Here is a 26,058-nt window from a genome sequence, read left to right on the forward strand (position 1 = left end):
CATGGCAAAGTCATTCAACTGGTCTGATCTGATCTCCCGCGCCGGGCTGAGCGATCCCTTCGCCCCCGGAACCAGCGCCCGTAATGGACGGGCGGCCTTGCGCAAACTTGTTCCGGTCATGGAGACATCACCGCCGGACGTCGCCGAAGTCCGCGACCTCAGAATATCCGGGCCGGCCGGAGACATTGCGGCCCGCCTCTATGTGCCGGAAACCTCCAAAGCCCCGGCCCCGCTGACCGTCTTTTTCCATGGCGGAGGCTATGTCTTCGGCGATCTGGAGAGCCATCACCGCATGGCCCAGAGGCTTGCCGCGCAATCGGAGTGCCGTCTGCTGGCCATTGATTACCGTCTGGCACCTGAATGCCCTTTCCCGGCTGCCTATGAGGATTGTCTGGCGGCTTTTGACTGGGCCGCCGGAGACGGCGCGGATGAGCTGGGAGCCGATCCCGAACGCCTCGCCGTCGCCGGAGATTCTGCCGGCGGAGGCCTCGCCGCCGCCATTGCGCAGGCCCGCCGCGGCCGCATCCGCTTCCAGCTCCTGATCTATCCGCTGCTGCAACTGGCCGAGACCCGCAAGATCAAGCCGAAAATGCTGGAAGGCCATATGCTGTCGGCCAATGCGCTGGACTGGATCCGCGACACTTATTGCGGCGAAACCGATCCTATGGATCCGCGCACGTCACCACTGTTCGAAGCTGATCTGACCGGCTTGCCACCGGCCCATATTGCTGCCGCCGAGCTCGACCCGCTATTTGATGAGGGGCAAGCCTATCGCGACCGGATGCAGGCCGCCGGTGTGAAGGTCAGCTATCATCTTTCAAAAGGCCTCCCGCACGGCTTTTTCAACATGACGCGTGTGGCCATTGGCGCGGACAAGCAGGTGCGGCTGGCGGCCGAGGCGCTGAAAGCCGGGCTCTCGACATGAGTTTTACGCCGCAATCGGCCTTTGCCCTGCTGGGGCCGGATTTCGCCGACGCGGTCGAGCCGGCAGATTTCTCCGACCTCCGGCTGCGCTGGTGGAACAAGCGCTGGGCAGAAGAGATCGGTCTGGGCGAACTGAGCCCGGAGCAGATCGCGGATCATTTCGGCCGCTTTGACCGGCCGGACGGCTATCCTCATGCACCGCTCGCCATGCGCTATCACGGCCATCAATTCCGGCACTATAATCCGCAGATCGGCGATGGGCGCGGCTTTCTCTATGCCCAGATGCGCGATCCGGCGGGGCGCTTGCTGGACTTCGGCACCAAGGGATCCGGCCAGACGCCGTGGTCGCGCACCGGCGATGGCCGCCTGACGCTGAAAGGCGCGGTGCGGGAAATTCTCGCCGCGGAAATGCTTGAAGCACTGGGCGTCTATTCCTCGAAAGCGTTTTGTGTGTTTGAAACCGGCGACCAGCTGGCTCGGCATGACGAGCCGTCACCGGCGCGTGGCGCGGTTCTGACGCGGCTTCAACATTCCCATGTCCGGTTCGGCACCTTCCAGCGCCATGCCCATGAAGGCGCGCCCGACCGGATCGAGGCCCTGATCGATCATGCCATTGCCAGCTATTATCCTGACCTGTCCGGCCTTGAAGGTCCGGAAAAGACCACGCAATTCCTCGCAGCGGTGTGCGCGGCGTCGGCCCGTCTGGCCGCCCAATGGATGGCGGCGGGATTTGTCCATGGCGTCCTCAATACCGATAATCTCAATGTCACCGGCGAGAGTTTCGACTACGGGCCATGGCGGTTTTTGCCGACCTACAAGCCCGGCTTTACCGCGGCCTATTTCGACGAGAACGGGCTCTACGCCTATGCGCGCCAGCCCGAAGCCGTCTTCTGGGCGCTGCAACAGCTCGCCGTCGCGGTGCTGTCGGTCGGCGACAAGGACCAGATTATAGATGTGCTCAACACCTTCCCGGACACCTATACCCGCGAAATGACGGCCGCCTTTTGCGCGCGGCTGGGCGTGGCGGCGCAGGAGAATTCCGAGGAAATGGTCAAGGCATTTCTCGCCTTCCTGTTGGCCAGCCAGTTACCGTTCGAGGTGGTCTTCTTTGATCATTTCACCAATGATCCCGGGCGCATCAAGGCGGCTGCCCGCGACTATTCCGGGCCGGAATATGAGGCCTTTGGCGATCTGTTCGCGGATCACACGCCCGTCCGCCCGGAGCGTCTGGGGCATGTCTATTTCACGCGCGAAAACCCGGTCCACATGACGATCGAGACCATGGAGTCCGCCTTTGCGCCCATCCATGAGCGCGATGACTGGTCAACGCTGCACGGCCTGCTGGACGAAATTGCACAGGCACGGGCCGGCTATGATCTGGGCCGCGGCCGGATCGGTTTTCTGCCGGAGGAGGGCGGTCAATGGTAGGTCTCATCACCGCACCGAATCTGAAACAGGACGGTCTGGTCCACGCCTTCACCACGCGGCTGGGCGGCGTCTCCACCGGCGCATTTGAAAGCCTCAACCTGTCCCGACGAGACGGTGAAGCCGATGGCGCGGTGGAAGAAAACCGCGCCCGCGTCAAAGCCGCTCTGGGGCTCAAATCCCTGGTCTTCGCCCGGCAGGTCCATGGCAATGCGGTTATGCGTATCGATTCGCCGCCCGCCGATGGCGCCGCCGGGGAAGGCGACGCCATGATGACGAATGTGCCGGGCATCGGCCTCGCCGTTCAGACGGCGGATTGCGTGCCGTTGCTCCTGTTTGACTCGGACAATCGCGCCATCGCCGCGGTTCATTCCGGCTGGCGCGGTACGGTGCAGGATATTGCAAAGGCAACGCTGATGGCCATGCACGATGCCTATGGCACCCACACCAACAGAGTGAAGGCCGCCATCGGCCCGTCCATCAGCCCGGCGCATTACCGCGTTGGACCGGAAGTGATTGAACAATTCGGCTCCCTGTTGGGCGATACCGAAGGCCTCATCGGCCCACGCGATGCCGAAGGCGGCGGCAGACTGGACAATGCAGGCGCGGTCCGGCGGCAACTGATCGAGGCGGGTGTGTTACGGGACGCGATCTGGATGTCCGACGCCTGCACCTTTGCTGATGACAGCCTCTTCTCCTGCCGCCGCGCAAAAGGCGGCCCCTTCGGCGGTCAGGCGGGTGTGATCGGGTTGGCCTAAACCACCCGCCCGCCATTCATCTCCATCAGCATACGGCGCAGCTTGCGCATGCCACCGAGCCAGCGATTGCGGTCACCCGCCTTCTTGGCGAAGTGATCGGCGACCACCGGATGGGTAAGGATGAGGAAGTCATTCTTCTCGACACCATCGGCAATCGTCCGCGCGGCGTCTTCTGCGGTGATCATGCCATCCACCGATGTCATCACTTCGGGCAGATCCTTGGTCATGTTGGTTTTCACATATTGCGGACAGACAGCATGGGCCTGAATGCCGTCATCACCGTGACTGATGGCGATGCTTTCCGCGACCGAGATGGCTGCGGCCTTGGTGGCGGAATAGGCGGCATCGCCGATCTGCGCGAGCAGGCCGGCGGCCGACGCGGTAATCAGGAAGGCCCCGGAGCCGCTCTTCGTCATACCAGGCAGAACATGGCGCGCCGCATAGACGCCGTGCATGACATTGATCTGCCAGGCTTTCTCCCAATTTGAATTGGGCGCACCGGCGGCGCCGCCGACCGGGCCGTCCGTATAGCCGACCCCCGCATTGGCGTAGAAAATATCGACCGGGCCCAAATCGCGCTCGACCTCGGCGATAAAGACCGCCATTTCGCCCTCATCGGCGACATTCACGCGCTTTCCAAACCCGCCGCACTCCCTGGCGACCGCATCCGCTGCCACGCCGTCCAGATCGCAGCAGGCCACCCGCGCACCGCGCTTATGAAACTCGCGCGCGGCGGCGGGCACCATGCCGCCGGCTCCGCCCGTGACGATGGCGACCTTGTTTGCAAAATCCATGTGTCTCTCCCCGGATATGTCGGTCCCAGCATGGCCGCGAATGCGCGCGCCTGTCGAGCCTTGATCGCGGTGGGGCGCGGCGAATTTCGAGGGAATGTGAATCCGGCGTCGCTGGTGGCCGTGCTGGCCTTTCTTCGCCCGCCGGGCGGTCAGTCCGTTGGCGCGACCAGCGTTGCCGTGCGAGGCCGGTAGGGACTATTCCTCGAACAATTCGTTGAGATAGGCTGCGAGCCGGATCCCGCCCTGTGACAGGCGGGTACGCATCGTGCCGCGATGCTCATAGACATACTCCCAGCGCAAATCGGCGTCGTCGGGATAGAGGCTCGGCCGGATTTCCGCGCTTTCGGAAATCCAGACGCGCGGATCGGTCACGGACCATTCTTCCTTCAGCTCGGGCGTGATGCGTCGATCCAGCCACTCGGTCATTTCCGTATAGGAGAGCTGTTCGTAATCGACCATATCCTCGTCCCAGACGAGGTGCAGCGTGGTGACATGATCAAAGAAGATGGCGGTGACATCATTGCCGCCGCGATCCGTCCCGTCGCCGACATGCATGGGTTGGTGCAGGTCGCCGACGAGGTGAACGACAAAGCGCAGGGCACGCTGACGGTCTTCCAGCGGTGCCGCTTCGTCCGTCAGGATATCGGAAAAAATCTGTAGTGCGGTGAAGGCATCGCCAGCCTCCGGCGCCATCGATAGGTCGTATTCCGTGCCTTCCGGGATGGTCACATAATGATAGGGGCCGGCTTCGCGCCAGAATTCCTCGGAGCTTGACCGCATGAAGTCCGGCCAGTTTGACGCTTCCGCCAGATCTTCCACGCCCAGAATGTCGCGAATGGCGGTGCGCGCCTCTTCGGAAAGATGGCGCTCGGCGATCGCGCCGGTGACGCGGTGGCCGGTCTTGCCCCAGGCAAGAACAGGCGCAGCTGAGAGAAGGAGGGCGGCGGTGGTGGCAGTGAGAATCTTTTTCATGGCGTCCGTTTAGCTGGCATTTGTGACAAAATATATGCGATCAATCGTCCGCCCACATGCGCATCAGATTGGCACGGTTTTTGGCAAGCGTATCGTAAAGTGGTGACTTGCCCTGGGCTTCAAAAACACTGCGCGAGGCAATGTCCATTTCAAACAGGATTTCGCGCTGTTGCGGCGAGCGGATGAAGCTCCGTACCCAGCCCACCACAGCCAGTCTCTCCCCGGATGTGACGGGTTTGACCTCGTGCAGTGCATGGGTCGAATAGAGCACGGCATGGCCGGCGGGCAGTTTGATCTCGACCGCCCCGCCCGGCTCGATGAGCGTCAACTCGCCGCCTTCATAGCCGTCCGGTGGGCTCAGAAACAGGGTAAAGGACAAATCTACCCGCTTTCCGCTCATCACCGGCTCGTCGACATGGGCACCATAGGCCCCACCCGCTTCATAACGCGAGACCAGCATCCGGATGGTGGATTTGGGCTGGGCCCAGGCTTTGTAGAGCGGGTGACGATCCAGCGCGCGCTGAACGGTCTGGCGAACGGTGTCGAGCACGCCGCCGGTCTTCAATTGCTCATTCAGCTTGACCTGACGCGCCGCCCGCCCGGCCGTCTTTCCGCCATCTGCATAATCACCACGGGAAATGAGCTGGGCCAGCGCGGCGACTTCGTCAGGGCTGCAGAGGTTTTCCAGCTCGATCATGGACTCATCAGTTGCGAATGAATTTCAACGGCAATAAACAGTGATCTTGACCGCCTGCGGATAGGAGCAAAAACGTCATGGCCATTGAACGCAAGAAGAATTTGCTGGGACAGGCAGGCGTAACCGCCCTGCTGATCGGACTGGCCGCCTGTTCCCCGATGAATGAGGGGGAAGGCGAAGGCGAGCGTGCCACTCCGGCCGGTGGCGAGGGCGGCGGCTATTCGGCATCAGCCGGTGAAGGCGAGGGCGAAGGCGAAAGCGGAGAGGGTTCAGCCGGCGGAGAGTTCGGCATCAAGGCGGATCAGGCCGCACAAAATCCGGTCACCTACCTCACTGCGCTGGAAGTCATGCGCGCACACTATCTGGCAGGTCTCGCGGCTTATGATGCGGATCGCCGCGCGGTTGCGGCTGAAATGTTCACGCATCCGATTTCGGAGATCTATGTCGATCTCGAAGCCGCACTGATCGAACTTGAAGCGCCACTTTTCGGGGATGAACTCGAACGCGCTGCTGCTGCGCCATTTGATGGCAGCACAGACGCGGAAATTCGCGCTGCCGCGGCAGCGGTTATCGCGGCGATTGATGCGGCCGAAATCCATGCCCCGCAGACAGAATATGCCGAAGCGGCCGTCGAGGCGCAGGTCTTGACCAACATGATTGTCCGCGCCGCGCTGCAGTATGAATTCGCCATGCGGTCGGATGCTCCGAATGGCCCCTATCTGGATGGATACGGGTTTTTCAAATCCGCCGAAGTCATCGCCACCCGGCATATGGATGAAATCCGTGAGCTGGACAGCGTCGTGGCCGATGCACTGTCCGAAGCCATGACCTCCCTGGCGGCAGCCTATCCAACGGTTCTCGCGCCCGAACAGGCGAGTGTGGACGCCGATGAATTGGTGGGTCTGGCGGATGCCGCATCTGCGGCCGCTGAACGTCTGGAATAGGCGTCGCTAACATTCGGTTTTGCGGTTGCGGGCCGGGTCTTCTAGGATTCCCAATCGGTTTGTTCTGGAGCCTGCCGCATGCCGCGTCCCGTCATCATCGATTGCGATCCCGGCATCGACGACTGCGTCGCATTGATGGTGGCGCTGGCGTCACGCGACGAGCTGGACGTTGAGGCCATTTGTACGGTGGCGGGCAATGTAAATGTCGCAACCTGCACCCGCAATGTGCTCGGCTTGCTGGCCTTGCTGGGCCGAAACGAAGTGTCCGTCTATTCCGGATGCGACCGGCCTTTGCAGGTGCAGCCCGTATTCGCAGATCACATCCACGGCGAAAGCGGTCTGGGTTCCGTCACCTTTCCGGACAACCGCCCGCCAGCCCGTGACGAGCCTGCCGTGGATTATCTCATCCGGCGGCTGACAGATCGAAGCCAGCCGCCTGCAACACTTGTGATTGTCGGGCCGTCCACCAATCTCGCGACGGCCTTGCAGAGGGCGCCGGAGATCACCGCCGGAATTGAGCAGATTGTGCTGATGGGCGGGGCCCGCCGCGAGGGCGGCAACATCACACCATCCGCCGAGTTCAACATCTACGCCGACCCTCACGCCGCGCAGATCGTCTTCCACTGCGGCCGCCCGCTGACCGTGATCGGTCTGGATACAACACTGCAGCTGCGGTGTTCACCGGCCCGGATGGCGGCGCTGCGCGCGATCGGAACTGCAGCGTCAAAAGCCGCCGCTGACATGATCGACCATGTGAACGCCATCTATGGCGAGATTTACAGAACCGCCGGTGCCGCGATGCATGATCCGTGTACCATTGCCTGGCTTCTGGCTCCGGACCTGTTTCATTCGCGGCCGGTGCAGATCGAGGTTGAAACCACATCAGCACTCACGCGCGGGCATACAGCGGTCGATTATCATGTCACCGCTGATCGGCCTGCCAATGCCAACTGGGTCGAGCGGCTGGAACCGGATCCGGTCTTTGATCTCCTGCTCGAAAGGATCGCAAGATTATGAGCGCCCCCCGCATCAGTGTGATCGGATCGGTCAATCTGGATCTGGTGGCCCATTGCCCGGCACTGCCCGCGCCCGGAGAGACCATACTGGGCAGCAATTTTGCGACCTCCCCGGGCGGAAAAGGCGGTAATCAGGCACTGGCGGCCCGGCTTTTGGGCGCAGAGGTTGACTTCATTGGCTGTATCGGCGCGGATGATCATGGGGCAGCGGCCACGGCGTTATTGCGCCAGGCAGGCGTGAATATGGATCACTGCCGCGTCACCCCAAGCCACCCTACCGGCGTGGCGCTGATTGCCGTCAGCGCGGACGGTGAAAACCAGATTGTCGTGGCCCCCGGTGCGAATTTTGCGCTGACAGAAGACGACGTGCCGCCGCAAATCGCTACGGCCCTGATCGGCCAGCTTGAAATTCCGGTGCCAGCCCTGTCCGCAGCAGTTGATCGCTGCCGGGGATTCAAAGTGCTCAACCTCGCGCCTGCGCGAGGCTTACCGGATGCCCTGCTCTCACAGGCCGACCTCCTCATCGTGAATGAGACCGAGGCGGCCTTCTACGGTCAGGAAAAGCTTTTGAGCTTCAACAAGCGCGTCGCCCTGACGCTGGGCGGTGAAGGTGCCGTCATGTTTCATGAAGGCCGAGAAGTCGCACGCGCCCGTCCGCCGAAAGTTGATGTTCTTGATACGGTCGGTGCGGGGGATGCGTTTGTGGCGGCGATCACACTGGCGCTGCTGGAGGGCAGGGACGATCAGGCAGCTCTGGAATTTGCCTGTGCAGCCGGGGCATTGGCGACGACGAAAGAAGGTGCCCAGACCCGCCTGCCGGACCGGGCATCGGTAGACCGGCTGATCCATGAAGGAGCCCGCGGATGAGCGATACCGTCAAGACCATCGATTACGGCCAATATTGTCATGGCGATCAGCTGGATCATCAGTCCTTCAGATTGCAGCTCGTCTCCGGTTTACGCGAACAGGGCTTCGTCCGGCTGGTAAATCACGGTCTCGATCCGACATTCCTGCGGCGCTGCTATCACCTCTCCGAGGCCTTCTTCGCACAGCCTGAATCCGCAAAGCGGACATATGCCGGCGCATTGCGCGGCTACACGCCCTTTGGCACCGAACACGCGAAAGACCATGCTGCGCCGGACCTCAAGGAGTTCTGGCAGATCGGCCATGAGGCGGAAGCGGGCCGGCCGGTCGCGCAGCCCAATGTCTGGCCGGAATTTCCGGCCGGTTTCCGGGACGCATTCCAGACGCTGTTCCGGGAATTGTTCGCCATGGGCCAGGGCCTGCTTCGCGTGATCGCCAGCGACCTGAAACTGGACCCCGGCTATTTCGATCAGCGCATAGCCGGCGGAACGTCACTCCTGAGGCTGTTGCATTACCCGCCCATCCCCGATGGCGTGGATCCCGATTGCATCCGCGCAGCGGCGCATGAGGACATCAATCTGATCACGCTTCTGGTCGCGGCCGAAGGCGCGGGGCTGGAAATTCTTGACATGGATGGAAACTGGCTGCCGGTCGAGAACGGGCCGGATGAAATCATCATCGACACCGGCGACATGATGAAGCGGCTGACGAATGGTTATTTTCCGGCCACGACGCACCGGGTCGTGAACCCGTCAGGCCCGAATGTCAGCCGCTATTCCATGCCGTTCTTCGTACAGCCACGGCCGGATGTGTCACTGGCTTGCCTGCCGGATTGCCGCCATCTGAAAACGCCGGAGCCGGACATTGCGGTCGGCGAATTCCTCAATCAGCGCCTGAAGGATATCGGCCTGCCGGGCGGTTGACGGCTTGCCGAGCCGAAGCTCGCGCAGCAAGCGAAGGCCCCTGCCGGGGCATTCTCCGCCTAAAATCGATCCACCGGATCAATTTTTCTGCCTTCGGCAGACCGACTACGAATGGTGACCCCGGCGCGATTCGAACGCGCGACCTCCAGATTAGGAATTATGCGTTCTTAATGCAAATTCAAAGGGTTATTTGTAAACCGCGCCGCTTATGGCGCTAATCTTTTCAATGGGTTGCTTATGACGTGTAAACCGGAATACACGTTTTTCTCCTTTCCATCGCGGTTTGAGTCAGTACTTTTATGAAGATTGAATCTTCATAAATCGGGCTGTCGCTTTCGCGACCGGTTTCGACTGGGTGGATCAGACTCTCGCACTCAAATACGGAGTAAAATGTGCAAATTCCCGCAGTTTGCAATGGATGCAATGGGGTTTAGTTTATTGCCAAACATACCAATAAGAATCGACGAAACTCAAATCCTCCTTAAATCACAAACCCAATTCCGTGCCATTGGTGCTGACCGGGAACATCATTTCCATTGAGGCTAGACGCACCACTTTCTGATCTCGGCCGCGAACATCGGACCGAACCGGTTCCACCAAAACCGCACGCTCTCATGGCTCAGATCAATCCCCCCTTCGTGGAGCAAATCCTCCACATTCCGAAGCGCCAGCGGAAACCGAACATACATCATCACGGCCAAGCGGATCACTTCGGGCGATGTCTTGAAATAGCGAATTGGGTTCGTGCTCATCCGCTCAGGATGGCGGCGAACCCGCTAATGGCAGGTTTCCTCTGACAGTGCCTTACTGCGTTGTTTCGAGTTCACGCATGAGTTCGGGCACCTTGGGCGAACGTCCAAGGAAAAAGAAGCGAACGAAGAGGACAAGACTCACGAGTGCCAGAATGCCGCCAAGAATGGCCCAGGGAAGCTGGTTGCTCTCACGTTCGGAATAGAAGGATACGCGCCCCGCTTCATATTGATCAGCGGCCCAGCCGAGAGCGACAATCGCGAGAACGAATAATACGCAGTTAATCAAAAAGCGTCGAAGAGTGCGCATATTATACTTATTTGCGAGGGCAGCTAACTCGGCGAACGCATAAGGATACGGCGATCCATGCTGCCGCTCCCATCTTGCCGCTTCAATATCGAATGCGGATCTGAGCCTTTGATTGCCGCCTGATGCGACGCCGGAAAAGAACACGGCCGCAACAATCAGGATGAGACCAATTGGACCAATTACGAGCATCAATGCCTCCCCCCATTCAACACACCGATATGATATCATTGGCCCTTCGACCGGTCAACGAAACTGGACCCACGCCCGAATGCGACACAAGCTGCTCTGCCTTGCTCTGCCCCCTAAAAACTGGATCGTTTGAAGTTGGAGTTTTCCGCTAGGTTTCCCTGGGCTGGGAGAGGAGCGGGAGCTCATGAAGGCATCGAAGTTCACTGAGGCGCAGGAGGGTGCTGTCATGTGTGGACGGCCCCCGGTTAGCAAGGGTTGATTTGAGCGATTTTTGATCATTGCGGGTTGCGGTCATGTGTACGGCCTGTTGAAGCGAGTAAATTCATAAATTTTTTAAGATTGCTGCGCTCTTAGGGGAGGTGGTGAATTTGGTGGGACTCCCGCTGGCGGGAAGAGGCTGCCGCCCCCCTCCATCGCATGTGAGTCCGCGCTAGCCGGTCGATGCGCGGCCAAAGAGCTGCACATGAGAATCGTAACTAACTGATGATCCAGCGAAATAATACACACACCCAATGCGATAAGCGGGGCATTCGGGCTTAAGAAATCACAATGTGGGTGAATTTGCGGGTAGGAACAGAGTGGTTCCGCAGAGCATATTATATAAATCCGATAGTTATGGCAGTATAATGGAGCGGGTGAAGGGAATCGAACCCTCGTCGTAAGCTTGGGAAGCTTCTGCTCTACCATTGAGCTACACCCTGAATATAGGCCGTATTGCATGCTATTACAGGCAATTCGACCAGTTCGTGAACCGGAATGAACCGGAATAATTCGACCTGAATCGGATGAAATGTGATCAAGAGTCCCGGAATAGTCCCGGAGCCCTGTGGTCACTTTTCATCCCCAGCTTCACCAGCACACCATCATGATCGCTTCTGGCCCGACCATCGTCATCGGCCGCCGGTAGAAGTCGGACTGACACAGGCTTGAACCTAGATGCTACTGCTACGTGATCCACCGTTCTCGCATCTGCTGGCGGCAGGTTTTCGCGGGTCACGATGTTGCAGTCTGCAAACGCTTCTTCCAATCCGAGGATCAAACTCTTTGGGGCCCATGTTGATGGAAGCTTCCGATTGAAATTACCGACGATGGATATCCGGTTTTTCAGACACACCGCTTGTAAGGAAGCTATTCAGGCCATCATTGACAACCGGGGGGTAAACAACGAGGGTGAAGCCAATAACAACCAATAATAGAATATCTGCTTATTTACTCGCGGTAGGACATGTCGTGTCGCGAGAAGATTTCAATATCAGTTTCAATATCAATCGTGAGGTTTACGACCATGTTTTCCAATATTCATAGTTCTCCGAAGACCAAAAAACACGCGCCAAAAGCTGGGCTTCCCGCGTTTATGGGCGCGGTCATCATCGCCGTGGTCGCGGGTTCTGCGCCAGCTTTTGCCCATTGCGAACGGCATGTTTATAATTATTCTAATTCTACGTGGCATTTCGAGATACCGGGCCAACCGAGCAATAACATTGTCGATTATTATATTCAGCCGGGAGAGAGTCGATCGTTTTGGATTGTGACTGATGGCACAAGTAGAGAGATTAGGCTTAGCCTTGGGGGATTTGTTCATAGCGCACGGTTGAATGGGTCAAGCTGTCACATCGACCACAGCGGCGACACCGAAGACCCAGACTTTTACAATTGTTTCACTTGGAACGACCCAGCGGATGGAGATGTGTCGATTGGCAGAGCCAGAAATCCTGAGAGATGTACAAATAACGACGATCTGTTCTAATTGGCATTAGGGCGATCATGGGGGCCCGAGGCCTTGGCGTGTTTGACCCGCGCCCCTTGGTTCCCCCGCTTATTTTGAAAATCTGGCGCCTTCGACGGGTCGTCACCGCAATCCGACGTTATTCACGCAAAACATCCACCGCGATTGGACAATGGTCTGACGGTTGGCGCTCCGGTTCTTCAACGAATGTGGTCTCGTTGAAGCTCCCCATAACATAGGCATCGTATGCCGCATCGTTGAACACGATGAAGTCGATGAACTCGCGATATCGTGGATTACAGCGTGGGCCAGTTCCTGCACCTGCAATGTGAAGCGATGATGGATTGCCATCATTCAGATCATTCCAAAATTCATCTCCGGGCGTTTCCATGCGGCGGTTGAAATCACCCGCCATGATCACTGGGACACCATTCGCGGATTGTTCATCGATCCACGCTTCCAATACGCCCAGCTGTTCAAATAGAATGGGGCACGCATCACGATCTTGCCCGGTGAAACAACCTGATTTCAGGTGGAGGCTGATCAGTTCAAGCGGATGTTCACCTTCAAGGGCAACACGAACCCCCGGACGAAGCCCTCCATACCCTTCAACATCCAAGGTGTTCAGATCAGGCAGCCGCCGATGCTCGATGCCGTCGCGAACAACAATGGCGGTCCTTTGCATTCCCAGACGTTGATCAGGATTGTCATAGCAAGCGGGCCAGTTTGTATTGGGAATGGCACGGTCATCCACATGAATTGCCCATCCATCGTCAAATACACGTGCAATTGCCGCCTCGCTCTCGACTTCCTGTAGGAACCAGATATCGGCATCCACTTGGTCGATGTAGGCCTGCATTAGCGCATAGTCGTCGTCAGTCCGTGCGCGGCACCCCTCGCCATTGTCATCCGCCAAGTGTTCCACATTCCATGCCGCCAGACGGATTGTGTCGTCGAAAGATGATTGGGCTTGGATTGGTTGATCAGTTGATGGAGCGATGCAGCCTGATACCAGAACACACAACAGGGCGACAAAGGCTGGCGTTATTTTATGGGGCATCATCAATTGTTCTCAATTCAAATGCAGGACCAAATGGGGCTCAGGTCAATGACCGCAACCCGCAATGATCAAATATCACCCAAATCAACCCTTGCTAAACGGGGGCCGTCCACACATGACAGTGCCGCGGCATGGGTTCTTCATCCGCCGAAAATATCGCCTAACCCGCTAACGCCGAGTTTCTTCTGACAAAGCCATATTATGGATAGCAGCCTACATAATCGTCTGCCGCATTTCGGAGGGTATTTGCAATTGAGTGAAAGGCTAGAAATTCCGAAAACTCTTCACTTTCATAACGTGCATCTAGAAACCCTCGCGGTTCCGACAAATTTTTTAAGCAACTAAGCGTCTGATCGTCGAAATTCATCATAATATGGTAATCTGCATTCTCATCTCTTGATTCAATGGTTTCAAAGTACAATATCCCATTAACTTCAATTATGAATCCATCTACAGTAATAAACTCCCCGTCATAAAACCCTGCCTCTATTCCAGTTTGGTTTCCTATTTGCAGCCTATCTTCTTCTGCGCCATAACAAGATGTGATCAATGCTGAAATAATCGCAACGAGTAGGTATTTAGCAAGTCCCATTTGTATATACTCTTTCTGCTTCTGCATCATCAGACCCTGAAAGGGGAGTGAGCGGGATTCGATGCCACAAGACGGATCGCCGTCAATGGCACCAAACAAACGTTTTTGTAAGCTGGCGTTATTGGTGTTCAAAGTCGAGGCGCCTTTAAACCAAGCCCTTATGACGCTTCACCGGCACACCATATGCGGGCTTCACTGAAATTGGATCACTACATTTCAAGCCCTTGAAGCACAGGATCAAAAGTTCGGTGATCGCAAACGTTCTTTGTGGACGGCATGAACCTGCGTCAACACTGGCGTCTCTATGGTGAGGGTCGTCATGAGGCGCTCATAGGCGCGCTCGGCACGTCGCTCATATGCAATGACATCGCCGGATCAAAACACTCGCCAGCGAGCGCCTGAGGCGACGGCAGATGTTGAGCCTTTTGTAACTCCGTAGGCTCCAGCAGCCATATGGGGAGGAAAATAAAAATATTCCGGAATGAACACAAACGAGTGGGCGCTTTATGCAAGGCTCATTCTAAGACTTCGATCCTTATATGAGATTCAAGAGCGACTAGTTCTCAACGGTAGCACTCGCAAAGTCGCGGTCTAATTCCAGCTTTTGTATGGCCTCCTTGAGTGTGCGGATTCCGAGCACTACGCGGATCAGCAACCATCCTATTCCGACTGCAACAAGACCGCATAGGAAGCGGAAGGAAAAAACCAAACCGGAGAAGATGAGGTTGTCGGGGTTATTTGAAACGCGAGAAACTGCGAGTCCGAAAACTTCGAACTGTCCGTCGTCAGGACATTTGGCACAGATTGCGGCGTGATCGTTTGGAGCATCGGCCTCGTCTGGTGGGTTGATATTAGGCGGCGAGTTTGCGGTGTTGCAAGCGCCGATGTTCGAGCGTCTGTCGCTTGATCCTTTCACGTTGTTTGATGATGGTTTGTGCTCTGCCGAAGTAGGCGTCTGCAGGCGTCACATTGTTCAGGCTCTCGTGGTAACGTTGATGATTGTAGTGTTCGACGAACGCTTCGATCTGCGTTTCGAGGTCGCCGGGCAGGAAGTAGTTTTCCAACAGAATGCGGTTCTTGAGGGTCTGGTGCCAGCGCTCGATCTTGCCTTGCGTCTGCGGATGGAAGGGTGCGCCGCGAACATGGCTCATGCGCCGGGCCTCGATGTAGTCTGCTAGCTCGCCCGCGATGTAGCTCGGCCCATTGTCGCTAAGCAGTCTGGGTTTGTGCATCACGGTAGCCTGGTCGCAGCCTGAAGCGGCGAGCGCCATGTCCAGCGTGTCGGTGACGTCCTCGGCGCGCATGGTCGAACACAGCTTCCAGGCGATGATGTAGCGCGAGTAATCGTCGAGCACGGTCGACAGATACATCCTGCCCCAACCAATGATCTTGAAGTAGGTAAAATCGGTCTGCCACATCTCGTTCACCCGGGTCGTCTGGGTATGGAAGCGATCAGCAGCCTTGATCACCACATAGGCTGGGCTGGTAATCAGATCATGGGCCTTCAACAGCCGGTAAACCGTAGCCTCAGACACGAAGTAGCGCGTCTCGTCAGTGAACCGCACAGCCAGTTCCCGTGGGCTGAGCTCGGACTGCTCCAGCGCCAGTTCGATAATCTGACCGTGGATGTCGGGCGGGATGCGGTTCCAGACCCGGCTCGGCGTCGATGGCAGGTCCGCCAACGCTTCGGGCCCTCCTTCCAGATACCGGTCATACCAGCGATAGAAGGTTCGCCGCGCTATACCCAGCCTCTCAAGCGTGACCTTGGCAGGCAAGGGGGACTGCTCGACGAGCCTGATGATCTCGAGCTTCTCAGCTGCAGGATATCTCATGCGCCGTCTCCCCCATCCGCGAGAATGCTTTTTTTGAGCAGACGGTTCTCCAGCGTCAGATCAGCCACGCATTCTTTGAGATCACGCGCCTGATGGCGCAGATCCTTGACCTCATCGCTGGTGGCTGCACGCGCAGTGTCACCGGCAAGCCGGCGTTTGCCAGCCTCCATGAACTCCTTCGACCATGTGTAATACAGGCTCTGCGCAATGCCTTCCTTGCGGCATAGCTCGGCGATGCTGTCGTCACCGCGCAGGCCTTCCAGCACGATCCTGATCTTGTCTTCAGCCGAGAAGTGTCGCCGCGTTGCCCGGCGGATGTCCTTTACCTCACGATCTGCAGGCTTTTTGGACTTTGTAGATTTGGCTCTCATCTTCATTCCTTCGTCATTACGACGAGAACCAAATCCTCCTTAAATCACAACCCCAATTCTGTGCCATAGGTGCTGACGGGGAGCAGCGCGCACTGGAAGGGCGGATGATTCGCGTGCGCGGCTGGATACAGGCCATCAACGGCCCATCCATGTCCGTTGACCACCCGGAGCGGATCGAGGTGCTGACGCCCTAGATCAGACCGGCTGCTTCAGGATCACCAAACCGGTTGGTGAGGGACTTCTTCAGCTTGGTCAGCGCCTGATGCTCGATCTGGCGAACCCGCTCCTTCGAAATGCCCAGCTGATCACCCAGAGCTTCCAGCGTCACCACATCTTCACCCAGCTTGCGCTCACGAATAATCAGTTGTTCGCGTTCGGTCAGGCTGGCCATTGCGTCGTGCAACCATTGACCCCGCTTCTCGGCATCATGGGACTGCATGACGGCTTCTTCGGGGGCCGGGCGATCATCTTCCAGCAAGTCCTGCCATTCGCCGTCACCATCTTCGGTGAAAGGCGCATTAAGCGAACGATCCGAGGCCGCCAGACGGGACGCCATCGCATCCACATCCTTTTCCGGAACGCGCAGCGCCTTGGCGGTTTTCTTCCGATTCTCCGGAGACATGTCGCCGCCATTGATGTCATTGATCATGGCCCGCACGCGGCGAAGATTGAAGAACAGCGTCTTCTGGGCCGACGTTGTGCCGGTGCGCACGATGGACCAGTTGCGCAAGACATAGTCCTGGATGGACGACCGGATCCACCATGCGGCATAGGTGGAAAAACGGACTTCCCGTTCGGGCTCGAAGCGCGCCGCCGCCTGCATCAGGCCGACATTGCCTTCCTGGACAAGGTCGGCAAAGGGCAGGCCGTATTTGCGGAATTTGGATGCTATCGCGATGACAAGGCGCATATAGGCCTGAGTCAGGGCGTGAAGCGCCTTCTCATCCCCGTCATCACGCCATCGGATGGCGAGAATCTGTTCCTCCTCACGTTCGAGCAGGGGCTCGGCCATGGCATTGCGGAGAAAGGCACGGTCCGGGTCAGCGGAGCGAGGACGGGCGGGGGTTTGTGGGTTCTGAGCCATGCAACAAGTTACGAATGCGGCCAGAATGTGGATCACCCGGTGGATGAAAATAAAACACCCGGCCCAAGGGCCGGGTGTTTTGAAATACAAACGCCTTCCGGAAACGCGCGGATCAGGCCGCTTTTTTCAGAAGTGTTTTCGACAGCATGTCGCGGGCCGCATCATGCTCGATGCTCTCGACAGCTGCCACTTCGCGAACCATGCGATCAATGGCTGATTCATAAAGCTGGCGCTCGGAATAGGATTGTTCCGGCTGGTCTTCAGCACGGTGAAGGTCACGAACAACCTCGGCGATGGAAATCAGATCGCCAGAATTGATCTTCGCTTCGTATTCCTGGGCGCGGCGGCTCCACATCGTCCGCTTCACCTTGGCTTTGCCCTTGAGGGTTTTCATGGCGTCCTTGACGATTTTGTCAGAGGACAACTGGCGCATGCCGGAGGTGTCGGCTTTCGCTGTTGGAACCCTCAGGACCATTTTGTCCTGTTCGAAAGACACGACATAGACTTCAATCTCGAAGCCTGCGACCGCATCTTTTTCCACGCCTACGACGCGGCCGACGCCATGCGCCGGATACACAATAAAGTCGCCCTTTTTAAAGGACCGGTTGTCATTAGCCGTCTTTTTGCTCATGGATGCTCTCATCTGGACAAGGGAAAAGGCGCACAAATTTACCGCTTCTGAAGACCGCTTTTGAAAAATAAAGTGGACCTCAAAAGGGTGTGAAGCCGTCTCCCCCGGAAAAAAGGCGTACGTGACACGCCGCCCAACGCCCGCAGAGTATATCATAATTTTTGGTTAAAAACAATTCGTTGCCGGACAATGAGTGTGCGGAAGCTCAAGGGTCCAGTCCGGGTTTGAGAAAACCGGCCTATCAGTTCGGCACCACAAGGGAAATTCGTTGGTGGAATTCCCCTTTCGGCATAGCTATTGGGGGTGAAAAGATACATACAGGAAAAAAGGACGACCGGAGAGAGCATGACTTCGCAAAGAGGCGACCAGCTGAGGTCGCTGAGTATTGACCGTTCCGAAGAGACCGCGACGTCGGGTGCATCCATCCTGCAGGTCGCCGGCATAGCCGTTCTCGCATTGATCATTGGTGCCGGTGGAAGCTGGTGGTTCACCGGCAGGTCGGGCCCTGCCATCGAGTCGACCCCGGCCACCCCCGCACAAACCGCCACCACCACATCATCGCCCGCCACCACACCTCCCGCAATGCCGCGAGCCTCCGGCCTCGTTGCGTCCGGCTATGTCGTGGCGCGTCGTCAGGCGACCGTTTCGGCGGAAATTACCGGCCGCATTCGTGACGTCTTTGTCGAAGAAGGGACGCGGGTCGAGGCAGGTGATATTCTCGCCCAGCTCGATGATGAGCGCGCGCGTCTCGATCTGGAGCTTCTGGAGGCCCGACTCAGCGCGTCCCGCTCCCGCATTGGTGCGCTGACTGCCCAGCTCGAAGAAGCCCGGATCGTGCTTGAGCGCGCACAAAACCTCGCGACGAGGAGTATCGGATCGGAAGCCGCTGTGACCGCGGCCCAGGCTCAGCAGGCCAGCCTCATAGCGCAGATTGCAGCCGCTCGATCCGACACAGTGGCGGCCCAGGTTCAGGTCGCCAGTCAGGAAGATCTGATCGAGCGCCACATCGTGCGTGCGCCGTTTGCCGGCGTTGTGATCGCCAAAAACGCCCAGGTTGGTGAAATTCTTTCACCCGCCTCTGCAGGCGGCGGGTTCACACGGACAGGGGTTGCGACGCTGGTGGATATGGATTCGCTGGAAATTGAGGTCGATGTGAACGAAGGCCAGATTGGCCGCGTTGTGCCGGGGCAAACTGTTGAGGCCATTCTGGATGCCTATCCCGACTGGCGCATTCCGGCCCGCGTCGAGGCCATCATCCCGACAGCCGACCGGGCGCGCGCAACCATTCAGGTCCGCGTTGCGCTCGATGAACGCGACAGCCGTATCCTTCCGGACATGGCGGCTCGGGTGACATTTCTGGATTAAGCGCGATGTTTGAATCGCCGGAATATAGAAGGCAGGGACAGACAGATGACTGAAACAGGTCCACTCTACACGCTGACGGATTTGTCGAAGACCTATACCCGCGGCAAGGAATCCATCACGATTTTCGAAGCGCTGGACATGACTATCTCCCATGGAGAGTTCATTGCGATCATGGGGCCATCCGGCTCGGGGAAAACCACCCTGCTGAACCTTCTCGGCGGTATTGATTCGCCAACTTCGGGCGAGGTCGAGTTCGAGGGGGGGCGCATTGACAATCTCAGCCAGGGCAAGCTTGCCGCCTGGCGCGCCCGCCATGTCGGGTTCATTTTCCAGTTCTACAATCTGATGCCAACACTGACTGCGGCGCAGAATGTGGAGCTTCCGCTGATGCTCACCAATATCAGCGGAAAAGAGCGAAAGCGCCGGGTCATGACGGCTCTGGATATTGTGGGGATAGCAGATCGGTCAGGACATCGGCCTCGCCAGCTGTCAGGGGGTCAACAACAGCGCGTCGCCATTGCGCGCGCCATCGTTGCCGATCCGGAGGTTCTGCTGTGCGACGAGCCGACAGGCGATCTCGACCGCACGTCTGCCGATGAGATTCTCTCCACCTTGCAGCTTCTGAACAAGGAGCTGAACAAAACCGTCATCATGGTCACCCACGACCCGGCTGCGGCAAAATATGCGCGGCGCGAGCTCTTCCTCGACAAGGGCCGCTTTGTGGAAAGAGCATCCGGCCATGAATGAGGCAACGCTGATCCGCAAAGGCCTGTTTCGCAAGAAAATGCGGGCAGCTCTTCTTCTGATTTCCATTCTGATCGCTTTTCTTATTTTTGGCGCGCTCGGGGCATTTTACAGCGTGTTCACAGCGGGCGTAGATGTGGCGGCGGCAAATCGCCTGATCACCGTGAACCGCATCAACTTCACGGTCTCGATGCCCTATGCCTATTGGGGACGGATTCAGCAGGTTGAAGGGGTCGTCAATGTCAGCCAGGCGAACTGGTTTGGCGGATATTATCAGGAACCGAGAAATTTCATCCAGACCTTTGCGGTTGACCCGGAAACCTATCTTGCGGCGTATCCGGAGCTGGTTCTGCCTGATGACCAACGGGCCGCTTTCATATCGGACCGGACCTGTCTGCTGGTTGGGGCCGACATTGCGACCCAGTACGGATGGTCGGTCGGCGAGCGCATACCATTGCTTTCGAATATCTGGCAGAAATCCGACGGATCGAGTTCCTGGGACTTCAATATCTGCGGGATATTCGACGGCGACGAAGCTGCGGTTCCGGCAAATTATGCGATATTCCACTACGATTATTACAATGAAGAACTGGCGTTCAATCGTGACCAGATCGGATGGTTCATCATCAATACGACGGGCTCGGAGGTGAATGACCGCGTCAGTCGCGACATTGATGCCCTGTTCGCGAATTCCGCTGCGGAAACCGAGACCTCGACAGAGGCCGCTTTCAATCGCGCTTTCCTCGAGCAGCTTGGCAATATCGCTCTGGTTCTGGTGTTGGTGATCGGTGCGGCTTTCGCGACGATTCTGATGATTGTCGGAACCACGATGGTCATGGCCATCAATGAGCGCACCAGAGAAATCGCCGTGATGAAGACGCTCGGATTCAGCGAAGCCCGGATTTTCCGCATGATCCTCAGCGAGTCTATTTTGTTGAGCTTGATCGGGGGGCTGCTCGGTCTTGGCCTGGCGACCCTGCTGATATCCGGCGCGGCGGACGCGCTGTCGGGCTTTTTGCCGGGACTGGCCATGCCGATGAATATCGTCTGGATCGCGATTGGCCTGATGATTGCCTTGGGGGTTATCACAGGAATCATACCGGCATTGAACGCCACCCGGATTCGCATCGTCGATGCCCTTGGAAAAATTTAGGCTGAAAGACAGGCACAATGTTCAGGCAAACAATTTCTGTCACCAAATTGAACCTTCAATCCATCCCCCAACGGCTGGGGTTGTCTTTGGCGACCGTCTTTTCCATTGCTCTGGTCGTGGCGGTCCTTATGGGCTTTCTGGCGATGGCAAATGGCTTCCGGGCCACTGTCTCAGGGTCAGGGTCGGACGAAATTGCCGTCATTCTCCGAGCCGGTTCGCAGGCGGAGCTCAATAGCGGGTTGAGCCGGGACGATGTGCGCCTGATCGAAGTCGCCCCGGGTGTGGCTGCCGATGCTGATGGCAATGCGCTCGTTTCCGGCGAGCTCTATGTGATCGTTGACGGCATGAAGCGGTCTTCGCAGACAGAGGCCAACCTGCCATTGCGGGGGGTAGGGCAACAGGCACCCGCATTGCGGGAAGGCTTTACGATAACCGAAGGGCGGATGTTTGAGCCCGGCGCCGCTGAATTGATTGTCGGTGCAAGCGTTCAGCGTGAATTTTCCGGCTTTGATATGGGCGATACGATCCGCCTCGGGACAAATACGTGGACGGTCGTCGGGGTTTTCTCAACCGGGGGGTCACTGTTTGATTCAGAGATCTGGACGGATATCGGTGTTTTGCAAAACCTCTATCAGCGCGGCAACAGTGTTCAGTCTGTGAGGGCCCGGCTCACCTCGGTCGACGCCATCTCCGATTTCAGAACCTATGCGGAAAATGAGCCTCGCCTGAATGTTGATATAACGTCGGAGCGGGAGTATTTCGCCAGCTCATCGGGAGGCACCTCCAACTTGATCATGTTCCTGGGGTGGCCACTGGCCATTGCGATGGCAATTGGTGCGTTGGCGGGGGCCTGGAATACAATGTATTCGTCCGTTGATACTCGGACTCGAGAAATCGCCACATTGCGCGCGATAGGGTTCAGTGGCGGTGCGGCCTTTGTTGGCACGATGGTGGAGTCGATGGCGCTGGCGGCGATTGGTGGCGTCATTGGCGCCGTAACCAGCTACTTCCTATTCAACGGGGTCAGTGCCTCAACGCTCGGCGGCGGCTTCACCCAGATCGTCTTTTCGTTCTCGGTGACCCCTGCCGCCATGTTAAACGGCATCATTCTGGCACTGATTGTGGGCTTTATCGGCGGGTTTATTCCGGCGTTGCGCGCGGCTCGCGTTCCGCTACTGGCGGTTCACGCCGAATAATTGGCCGTCAGGTGCCCTTGCCGGGCTTCTCCGAAAAGTATTTTTCAAACTTGCCGGTTTCGGTCTCGAACTTTTCAGCATCCGCCGGTGGATCTATCTTGAGCGAGATGACAGGCCAGATCTCGGCATATTTCGAATTGATCGCCAGCCACTTGCCATCGGGATCATCTTCGGTGTCCGGTTTGATGGCTTCGACAGGGCATTCAGGCTCGCAGACGCCGCAATCAATGCACTCGTCTGGATGAATGACGAGGAAATTCTCGCCCTCATAGAAGCAATCGACGGGACACACCTCGACACAGTCTGTAAATTTACAGCGCACGCAGGCGTCGGTGACAATGTAAGTCATCGAATTGGGGTCCCGATCTCTTCGTAACTGGCCAGACGCGACTTGTGCCGAAGCGGCGAAAAAGTCAACTTTTCCGGGCTGCGGCTTCTGCGCGCGACCGGGCGAGCACCCGCTCACGATCGCTCACGGCCAGCAGGGGCGCAACCCGTCGGATAAAGGAATCCTCGAACGGGGATTTTTCGCCATCTGCCAAAGCCACGCACCACAAGTGTTCGACTATCGCAATGCGTTCGGGCGTGGGCAGGCACGCCTTCACCACTTTGGTAAATTGATGGTGGTCAGTGGCATTCTCGGCCAATTCCTCGGCTTTTGTCTGCATGGCCGTTGCGGCATCGCCATCCAGATTGAAAGCCGCCATCAGAATGTGCCGGATCTGTTGGGCTTCCACATCGGCGTAAATCCCGTCGGCAAGTGCGGCTTCGACCAGCAGCGCCGCCGCCGCGACATGCGGATCCAGCTCCAGGCGCGCCTCGGCTTTTTCACCGCCGCTCATCATCTTCTTGATGGCGTCAAACATCTGGCGCGTCCTCCTGCTCGTCGACGAGTTGATATAAAGCGCGGGCTTCGTCTGCCGGCCCGCGCCGCTCTCCCAAGGCGATTACCTTCAGACTTACAATCCGGTTTCGCAAGGGGAAGGTCAATGTTTCACCGGGCCGGACGGCTGCAGAAGGCTTTTCGATCCGCCTTGTGTGAGGACCATCACCCAACCGGATGCGGCCTTTGCCGACATAGGCCGCCGCGAGGGCGCGTGTTTTCATGAAGCGGGCGCGCCAGAGCCAGATATCGATGCGAACCGACGCCTCGCTCATTTGCGGACCCGTCGTCTGGGCCGCTTTTTCGGCCGTTGCGAGACAAGATCGGCTTTCAGCGTCGCCAGCGCCGCAAAAGGCGTATCGGCGACAGGCGGTGCCACCACCTTGACGGGCGCGCTGCGCACGTGGCGCCGGGACCAGCGCTCGCCTTCCGCCTTTTCGGGGTCAGGGCCTTTCTTCACACGCCGGAAGCCAAGGCTGGCCAGCACACCGCGCAAATCCTGCACCGAACATCCCAGAATGGACGTCATGGAGGGTGTCAGCTCGAAGTCCCGCTTTCTGGCGGTTTCGCGCGCGTCCCGAACCACATCCGCGAGGCGTTCCAGCATGTCGATCCGGACGACGCGCGGGCCGCAGCGCTGAAATCCGGCTGCAGCATAGTCCGCTGCGGGGCGGGAGTCATCGGCGGCGATGCTCATCAGCCCGGGGGCGGGCAGGAAAATACGCTGCACATTTCCCGCCTGCACGGCCCGTAAAAGCGCCGACAGCGCGGCTGTCTTCGGTTTGATCAGGGCTGGAATGAAAACCGAAAACTCGCCAATGCGGATTCCGAGCTTTCGAATTGCACGGCGCTCAACCGGGGACAGCAGGCGGACTTCTTCTTCCACGTCGCGCCGGGCAATGGCGCCTCCGTTTTCGGCCAGCCGGAAAGCCAGACCCCGCGCCAGACCACTCAGGGCGTCGCTGGTCGTATCCGATGTCACACTCAGAAGCGGTGCCATCCGGGTGGCGATGTGTTGCCGGATCCGGCGTTCGACATTTTCCTGAGCGCGAAGCCGCGCCTCTGATGCGCCCAGCTCTCCGCCAATCAGGGCGATGCCGGGGCGGACTGTGGCTGAACCGGCGACCAGTTGCGCGACAGTTCGGTCCTGCCAGATGACGCGGCCCTGATTATCCAGCACCAGATCGTTTTGTGCGGCCCGGGCAAGCGCGCCCAACCGGCGATTGACCTCAGGCCGCAAGGCCTTTTCAGCCGCCTGACGCAAGGCCCGCGCTTCCAGTGCTGCGCCCTCGACATCAGCCTTGAAGACCAGACCTTCCAGATGGCCGACAGCGTGACCTTCCACCCTCACCGCGCCATCCGGCGCAAGGTCGGTTTCCAGCGCCTTGTCGGTGCGCAAGCCCTTGACCAGTGCCGCCGTACGCCGGTCCACAAACCGATGGGTCAGATTGTCATGAAGTGCATCGGAGAGCCGGTCCTCGACCTCCCGCGCCCGCTCGCGCCAGAAATCGGCATCCTGTGCCCAATCGCCGCGATGGGCGACATAGGCCCAGGTCCGGACCTGCGCGAGGCGTTGCGATAGCACATGAACATCGCCGCCAATCTTGTCGAGCCGGTCAAACTGGGCCGCCATGAAATCAGTTGGCAGCCGGCCATGCGGGCCGCGCAAATGCGTTAGAATCTGACGGATCAGCCGCACATGGGCATCCAGCGAAACTTTGCGGAAATCGGGAACCCGGCAGATATCCCAGATCAGCTCCGTGCCTTGCGGCGTACGTCCGAGATCGCGCACCGCTTCATCTTTCGCCAGCAGGTCGAGCGACAATTCATCTATCGTTTCGCGCGTGCGCCGCAGAAGCGGATTGCCGGATGGACGTGACAGGCTGCGCTGAAGCTGGCCAATGGACCGCAAATCCAGATCGCTATTGCGCCACTGGATCTGATCGAGATGCGGAAAGGTGTGATTTTCAATCGCCCCGATGAGCTCATGTTCAAACGGTTTGGCCTGGCCGGTCTCGCCGAAGGTGCCGTCCTGCCGGAAGCGACCGGCCCGGCCCGCAATCTGTCCCATTTCATTGGCAAACAGGCGGCGCCGGCGGCGGCCATCAAATTTTTCGCGTTCGGCAAAGGCGACGTGATCGACATTCATATTGAGGCCCATGCCGACCGCATCCGTCGCAATCAGATAGTCGACCTCGCCGGACTGATAGAGCTCGACCTGGGAATTGCGGGTGCGCGGGCTGAGCGCGCCCATGACGACAGCCGCCCCGCCGCGCTGGCGGCGGATCAGCTCGGCGATCGCATAAACACTGTCGGAGGAAAAAGCGACGATGGCCGAGCGCCGGGGCAGACGGGCCAGCTTGGTCGGCCCGGCATAGCTCAGTGTCGAGAACCGTTCCCGGGTGATGATATCGGCGTCGGGCACCAGATGCTGGATGATGGGGCGCATGGATTCCGCGCCGAGCAGCATCGTCTCCTCCGTGCCGCGGGAATGCAGAATGCGGTCCGTAAAGACATGCCCGCGCTCCGGATCGGCCGCCAGCTGGATTTCGTCAATCGCCACAAAGGCGGCCTTGAAACTCAGCGGCATCGCCTCGACGGTGCAGATGAAATAACGCGCCGTAGGCGGCACGATCTTTTCTTCGCCCGTGACCAGTGCCGTGGCGCGATAGCCTTTTTCCTTCACCACCCGGTCGTAGATTTCCCGGGCCAGAAGGCGTAGCGGCAAGCCGATCATCCCGGACCGGCGCGCCAGCATGCGTTCTACGGCAAGGTGGGTCTTGCCGGTATTGGTCGGGCCGAGAATGGCGGTGAGGGGCGCATAGGCAGTCATGCCCGCCATATAGCGGCGTTTGG

25 protein-coding genes and 1 pseudogene are annotated in these 26,058 nt (G+C 58.4%); 12 read left to right on the forward strand and 14 right to left on the reverse strand.

What is annotated here, in order from left to right; all coding sequences use genetic code 11:
• Position 1: 1 nt before the first annotated feature.
• The 3 genes from HXX25_RS00905 to pgeF are packed head-to-tail and all read left to right on the forward strand — an operon-like array spanning position 2 to position 3,107.
• Positions 2-925: an alpha/beta hydrolase gene (locus tag HXX25_RS00905; protein ID WP_187166618.1), complete on the forward strand. Its 924-nt coding sequence runs from the start codon at positions 2-4 to the stop codon at positions 923-925.
• Positions 922-2,352 (forward strand): protein adenylyltransferase SelO family protein, encoded by a 1,431-nt coding sequence (locus HXX25_RS00910; protein ID WP_187166620.1) that lies wholly within the window; start codon positions 922-924, stop codon positions 2,350-2,352. The genes HXX25_RS00905 and HXX25_RS00910 overlap by 4 nt, the downstream gene beginning before the upstream one ends.
• Positions 2,346-3,107 (forward strand): peptidoglycan editing factor PgeF, encoded by a 762-nt coding sequence (gene pgeF / locus HXX25_RS00915; RefSeq protein WP_187166622.1) that lies wholly within the window; start codon positions 2,346-2,348, stop codon positions 3,105-3,107. The genes HXX25_RS00910 and pgeF overlap by 7 nt, the downstream gene beginning before the upstream one ends.
• On the opposite strand, the gene HXX25_RS00920 is transcribed toward pgeF, so the two are convergent.
• Entirely contained in the window at positions 3,104-3,901 is a 798-nt protein-coding gene (locus tag HXX25_RS00920; protein ID WP_187166623.1) for an SDR family oxidoreductase, read from the reverse strand. The genes pgeF and HXX25_RS00920 overlap by 4 nt on opposite strands.
• A gap of 30 nt (positions 3,902-3,931) precedes the next feature.
• Between HXX25_RS00920 and HXX25_RS13375 the strand changes: the two genes are divergently transcribed.
• Complete coding sequence (locus HXX25_RS13375; protein WP_233346755.1) at positions 3,932-4,093, forward strand: hypothetical protein; 162 nt, start codon at positions 3,932-3,934, stop codon at positions 4,091-4,093.
• 3 nt (positions 4,094-4,096) lie between these two features.
• Here the strand turns inward: HXX25_RS13375 and HXX25_RS00925 are convergent, their stop codons facing one another.
• Positions 4,097-4,873: a S1/P1 nuclease gene (locus tag HXX25_RS00925; protein WP_187166624.1), complete on the reverse strand. Its 777-nt coding sequence runs from the start codon at positions 4,871-4,873 to the stop codon at positions 4,097-4,099.
• A 40-nt stretch (positions 4,874-4,913) separates the two neighbouring features.
• A complete protein-coding gene (locus HXX25_RS00930) occupies positions 4,914-5,570 on the reverse strand; it encodes a Fe2+-dependent dioxygenase (protein WP_187166626.1) in 657 nt (218 codons plus the stop codon).
• A 77-nt stretch (positions 5,571-5,647) separates the two neighbouring features.
• Here HXX25_RS00930 and HXX25_RS00935 point away from each other — a divergent pair, with 77 nt between their 5' ends.
• The 4 genes from HXX25_RS00935 to HXX25_RS00950 all read left to right on the forward strand — a co-directional run bounded on the left by HXX25_RS00935 (position 5,648) and on the right by HXX25_RS00950 (position 9,317).
• Positions 5,648-6,514: a hypothetical protein gene (locus HXX25_RS00935; RefSeq protein ID WP_187166628.1), complete on the forward strand. Its 867-nt coding sequence runs from the start codon at positions 5,648-5,650 to the stop codon at positions 6,512-6,514.
• A 78-nt stretch (positions 6,515-6,592) separates the two neighbouring features.
• The gene (locus HXX25_RS00940) at positions 6,593-7,531 is read left to right on the forward strand and encodes a nucleoside hydrolase (protein ID WP_187166630.1); all 939 of its coding nucleotides are present in this window, start codon (positions 6,593-6,595) and stop codon (positions 7,529-7,531) included.
• Positions 7,528-8,397, forward strand: coding sequence for a ribokinase (locus HXX25_RS00945; protein WP_187166632.1), 870 nt, complete (start codon positions 7,528-7,530; stop codon positions 8,395-8,397). Before HXX25_RS00940 ends, HXX25_RS00945 begins: the two co-directional genes overlap by 4 nt.
• Positions 8,394-9,317 carry an isopenicillin N synthase family oxygenase gene (locus tag HXX25_RS00950; RefSeq protein WP_187166633.1) on the forward strand — a complete coding sequence of 308 codons (924 nt, stop codon included), beginning with the start codon at positions 8,394-8,396 and terminating at the stop codon, positions 9,315-9,317. The genes HXX25_RS00945 and HXX25_RS00950 overlap by 4 nt, the downstream gene beginning before the upstream one ends.
• A gap of 554 nt (positions 9,318-9,871) precedes the next feature.
• Here HXX25_RS00950 and HXX25_RS14215 read toward each other — a convergent pair.
• The 7 genes and pseudogenes from HXX25_RS14215 to HXX25_RS00980 form a co-directional block, all read right to left on the reverse strand.
• Positions 9,872-10,069: pseudogene (locus HXX25_RS14215) on the reverse strand (IS6 family transposase); the annotation flags it as partial.
• A 52-nt stretch (positions 10,070-10,121) separates the two neighbouring features.
• Positions 10,122-10,565, reverse strand: a complete 444-nt coding sequence (locus tag HXX25_RS00955) for a hypothetical protein (protein ID WP_187166635.1) — start codon at positions 10,563-10,565, stop codon at positions 10,122-10,124.
• A gap of 1,865 nt (positions 10,566-12,430) precedes the next feature.
• Positions 12,431-13,354 carry an endonuclease/exonuclease/phosphatase family protein gene (locus HXX25_RS00960; RefSeq protein WP_187166637.1) on the reverse strand — a complete coding sequence of 308 codons (924 nt, stop codon included), beginning with the start codon at positions 13,352-13,354 and terminating at the stop codon, positions 12,431-12,433.
• A gap of 196 nt (positions 13,355-13,550) precedes the next feature.
• Complete coding sequence (locus HXX25_RS00965) at positions 13,551-14,075, reverse strand: hypothetical protein (RefSeq protein ID WP_187166639.1); 525 nt, start codon at positions 14,073-14,075, stop codon at positions 13,551-13,553.
• 719 nt (positions 14,076-14,794) lie between these two features.
• A protein-coding gene (locus HXX25_RS00970) for an IS3 family transposase (protein ID WP_187166640.1) occupies positions 14,795-16,146 on the reverse strand; the annotation gives its coding sequence in 2 pieces (ribosomal slippage) (positions 14,795-15,810 and positions 15,810-16,146; 1,353 coding nt in all).
• Positions 16,147-16,336: 190 nt separating this feature from the next.
• Positions 16,337-17,230: an RNA polymerase factor sigma-32 gene (locus HXX25_RS00975; RefSeq protein WP_187166642.1), complete on the reverse strand. Its 894-nt coding sequence runs from the start codon at positions 17,228-17,230 to the stop codon at positions 16,337-16,339.
• Between the two features lie 112 nt (positions 17,231-17,342).
• Complete coding sequence (locus HXX25_RS00980; protein WP_187166644.1) at positions 17,343-17,861, reverse strand: CarD family transcriptional regulator; 519 nt, start codon at positions 17,859-17,861, stop codon at positions 17,343-17,345.
• A gap of 345 nt (positions 17,862-18,206) precedes the next feature.
• Here HXX25_RS00980 and HXX25_RS00985 point away from each other — a divergent pair, with 345 nt between their 5' ends.
• The 4 genes from HXX25_RS00985 (at position 18,207) to HXX25_RS01000 (ending at position 22,319) form a co-directional block, all read left to right on the forward strand.
• Positions 18,207-19,226: an efflux RND transporter periplasmic adaptor subunit gene (locus tag HXX25_RS00985; protein WP_187166645.1), complete on the forward strand. Its 1,020-nt coding sequence runs from the start codon at positions 18,207-18,209 to the stop codon at positions 19,224-19,226.
• A gap of 45 nt (positions 19,227-19,271) precedes the next feature.
• Positions 19,272-19,973, forward strand: a complete 702-nt coding sequence (locus tag HXX25_RS00990; protein WP_187166647.1) for an ABC transporter ATP-binding protein — start codon at positions 19,272-19,274, stop codon at positions 19,971-19,973.
• Positions 19,966-21,123, forward strand: a complete 1,158-nt coding sequence (locus HXX25_RS00995) for an ABC transporter permease (RefSeq protein ID WP_187166649.1) — start codon at positions 19,966-19,968, stop codon at positions 21,121-21,123. The genes HXX25_RS00990 and HXX25_RS00995 overlap by 8 nt, the downstream gene beginning before the upstream one ends.
• An 86-nt stretch (positions 21,124-21,209) precedes the next feature.
• On the forward strand, positions 21,210-22,319 hold the full coding sequence (locus HXX25_RS01000) for an ABC transporter permease (protein WP_233346759.1): 1,110 nt from the start codon (positions 21,210-21,212) through the stop codon (positions 22,317-22,319).
• 7 nt (positions 22,320-22,326) lie between these two features.
• On the opposite strand, the gene fdxA is transcribed toward HXX25_RS01000, so the two are convergent.
• The 4 genes from fdxA to HXX25_RS01020 all read right to left on the reverse strand — a co-directional run bounded on the left by fdxA (position 22,327) and on the right by HXX25_RS01020 (position 26,044).
• Entirely contained in the window at positions 22,327-22,668 is a 342-nt protein-coding gene (gene fdxA, locus HXX25_RS01005) for a ferredoxin FdxA (protein WP_187166653.1), read from the reverse strand.
• 64 nt (positions 22,669-22,732) lie between these two features.
• Positions 22,733-23,185 carry a TerB family tellurite resistance protein gene (locus tag HXX25_RS01010; protein ID WP_187166654.1) on the reverse strand — a complete coding sequence of 151 codons (453 nt, stop codon included), beginning with the start codon at positions 23,183-23,185 and terminating at the stop codon, positions 22,733-22,735.
• On the reverse strand, positions 23,178-23,477 hold the full coding sequence (locus HXX25_RS01015) for an RNA-binding S4 domain-containing protein (protein WP_187166656.1): 300 nt from the start codon (positions 23,475-23,477) through the stop codon (positions 23,178-23,180). Before HXX25_RS01015 ends, HXX25_RS01010 begins: the two co-directional genes overlap by 8 nt.
• Positions 23,474-26,044 carry a helicase-related protein gene (locus tag HXX25_RS01020; protein WP_187166658.1) on the reverse strand — a complete coding sequence of 857 codons (2,571 nt, stop codon included), beginning with the start codon at positions 26,042-26,044 and terminating at the stop codon, positions 23,474-23,476. Before HXX25_RS01020 ends, HXX25_RS01015 begins: the two co-directional genes overlap by 4 nt.
• Positions 26,045-26,058: the final 14 nt, after the last annotated feature.

Origin of the sequence: Hyphobacterium sp. CCMP332 (assembly GCF_014323565.1) — a bacterium.
In the GTDB taxonomy this organism is placed as follows: Bacteria; Pseudomonadota; Alphaproteobacteria; order Caulobacterales; family Maricaulaceae; genus Hyphobacterium.

Bases quoted from the DNA above. Each gene is read 5' to 3' on its own strand.
- HXX25_RS00905 (WP_187166618.1), top strand. From the start codon at position 2: ATGGCAAAGTCATTCAACTGGTCTGATCTGATCTCCCGCGCCGGGCTG.
- HXX25_RS00910 (WP_187166620.1), top strand. From the start codon at position 922: ATGAGTTTTACGCCGCAATCGGCCTTTGCCCTGCTGGGGCCGGATTTC.
- pgeF (WP_187166622.1), top strand. From the start codon at position 2,346: ATGGTAGGTCTCATCACCGCACCGAATCTGAAACAGGACGGTCTGGTC.
- HXX25_RS00920 (WP_187166623.1), bottom strand. From the start codon at position 3,901: ATGGATTTTGCAAACAAGGTCGCCATCGTCACGGGCGGAGCCGGCGGC.
- HXX25_RS13375 (WP_233346755.1), top strand. From the start codon at position 3,932: ATGGCCGCGAATGCGCGCGCCTGTCGAGCCTTGATCGCGGTGGGGCGC.
- HXX25_RS00925 (WP_187166624.1), bottom strand. From the start codon at position 4,873: ATGAAAAAGATTCTCACTGCCACCACCGCCGCCCTCCTTCTCTCAGCT.
- HXX25_RS00930 (WP_187166626.1), bottom strand. From the start codon at position 5,570: ATGATCGAGCTGGAAAACCTCTGCAGCCCTGACGAAGTCGCCGCGCTG.
- HXX25_RS00935 (WP_187166628.1), top strand. From the start codon at position 5,648: ATGGCCATTGAACGCAAGAAGAATTTGCTGGGACAGGCAGGCGTAACC.
- HXX25_RS00940 (WP_187166630.1), top strand. From the start codon at position 6,593: ATGCCGCGTCCCGTCATCATCGATTGCGATCCCGGCATCGACGACTGC.
- HXX25_RS00945 (WP_187166632.1), top strand. From the start codon at position 7,528: ATGAGCGCCCCCCGCATCAGTGTGATCGGATCGGTCAATCTGGATCTG.
- HXX25_RS00950 (WP_187166633.1), top strand. From the start codon at position 8,394: ATGAGCGATACCGTCAAGACCATCGATTACGGCCAATATTGTCATGGC.
- HXX25_RS00955 (WP_187166635.1), bottom strand. From the start codon at position 10,565: ATGCTCGTAATTGGTCCAATTGGTCTCATCCTGATTGTTGCGGCCGTG.
- HXX25_RS00960 (WP_187166637.1), bottom strand. From the start codon at position 13,354: ATGATGCCCCATAAAATAACGCCAGCCTTTGTCGCCCTGTTGTGTGTT.
- HXX25_RS00975 (WP_187166642.1), bottom strand. From the start codon at position 17,230: ATGGCTCAGAACCCACAAACCCCCGCCCGTCCTCGCTCCGCTGACCCG.
- HXX25_RS00980 (WP_187166644.1), bottom strand. From the start codon at position 17,861: ATGAGCAAAAAGACGGCTAATGACAACCGGTCCTTTAAAAAGGGCGAC.
- HXX25_RS00985 (WP_187166645.1), top strand. From the start codon at position 18,207: ATGACTTCGCAAAGAGGCGACCAGCTGAGGTCGCTGAGTATTGACCGT.
- HXX25_RS00990 (WP_187166647.1), top strand. From the start codon at position 19,272: ATGACTGAAACAGGTCCACTCTACACGCTGACGGATTTGTCGAAGACC.
- HXX25_RS00995 (WP_187166649.1), top strand. From the start codon at position 19,966: ATGAATGAGGCAACGCTGATCCGCAAAGGCCTGTTTCGCAAGAAAATG.
- fdxA (WP_187166653.1), bottom strand. From the start codon at position 22,668: ATGACTTACATTGTCACCGACGCCTGCGTGCGCTGTAAATTTACAGAC.
- HXX25_RS01010 (WP_187166654.1), bottom strand. From the start codon at position 23,185: ATGTTTGACGCCATCAAGAAGATGATGAGCGGCGGTGAAAAAGCCGAG.
- HXX25_RS01015 (WP_187166656.1), bottom strand. From the start codon at position 23,477: ATGAGCGAGGCGTCGGTTCGCATCGATATCTGGCTCTGGCGCGCCCGC.
- HXX25_RS01020 (WP_187166658.1), bottom strand. From the start codon at position 26,044: ATGGCGGGCATGACTGCCTATGCGCCCCTCACCGCCATTCTCGGCCCG.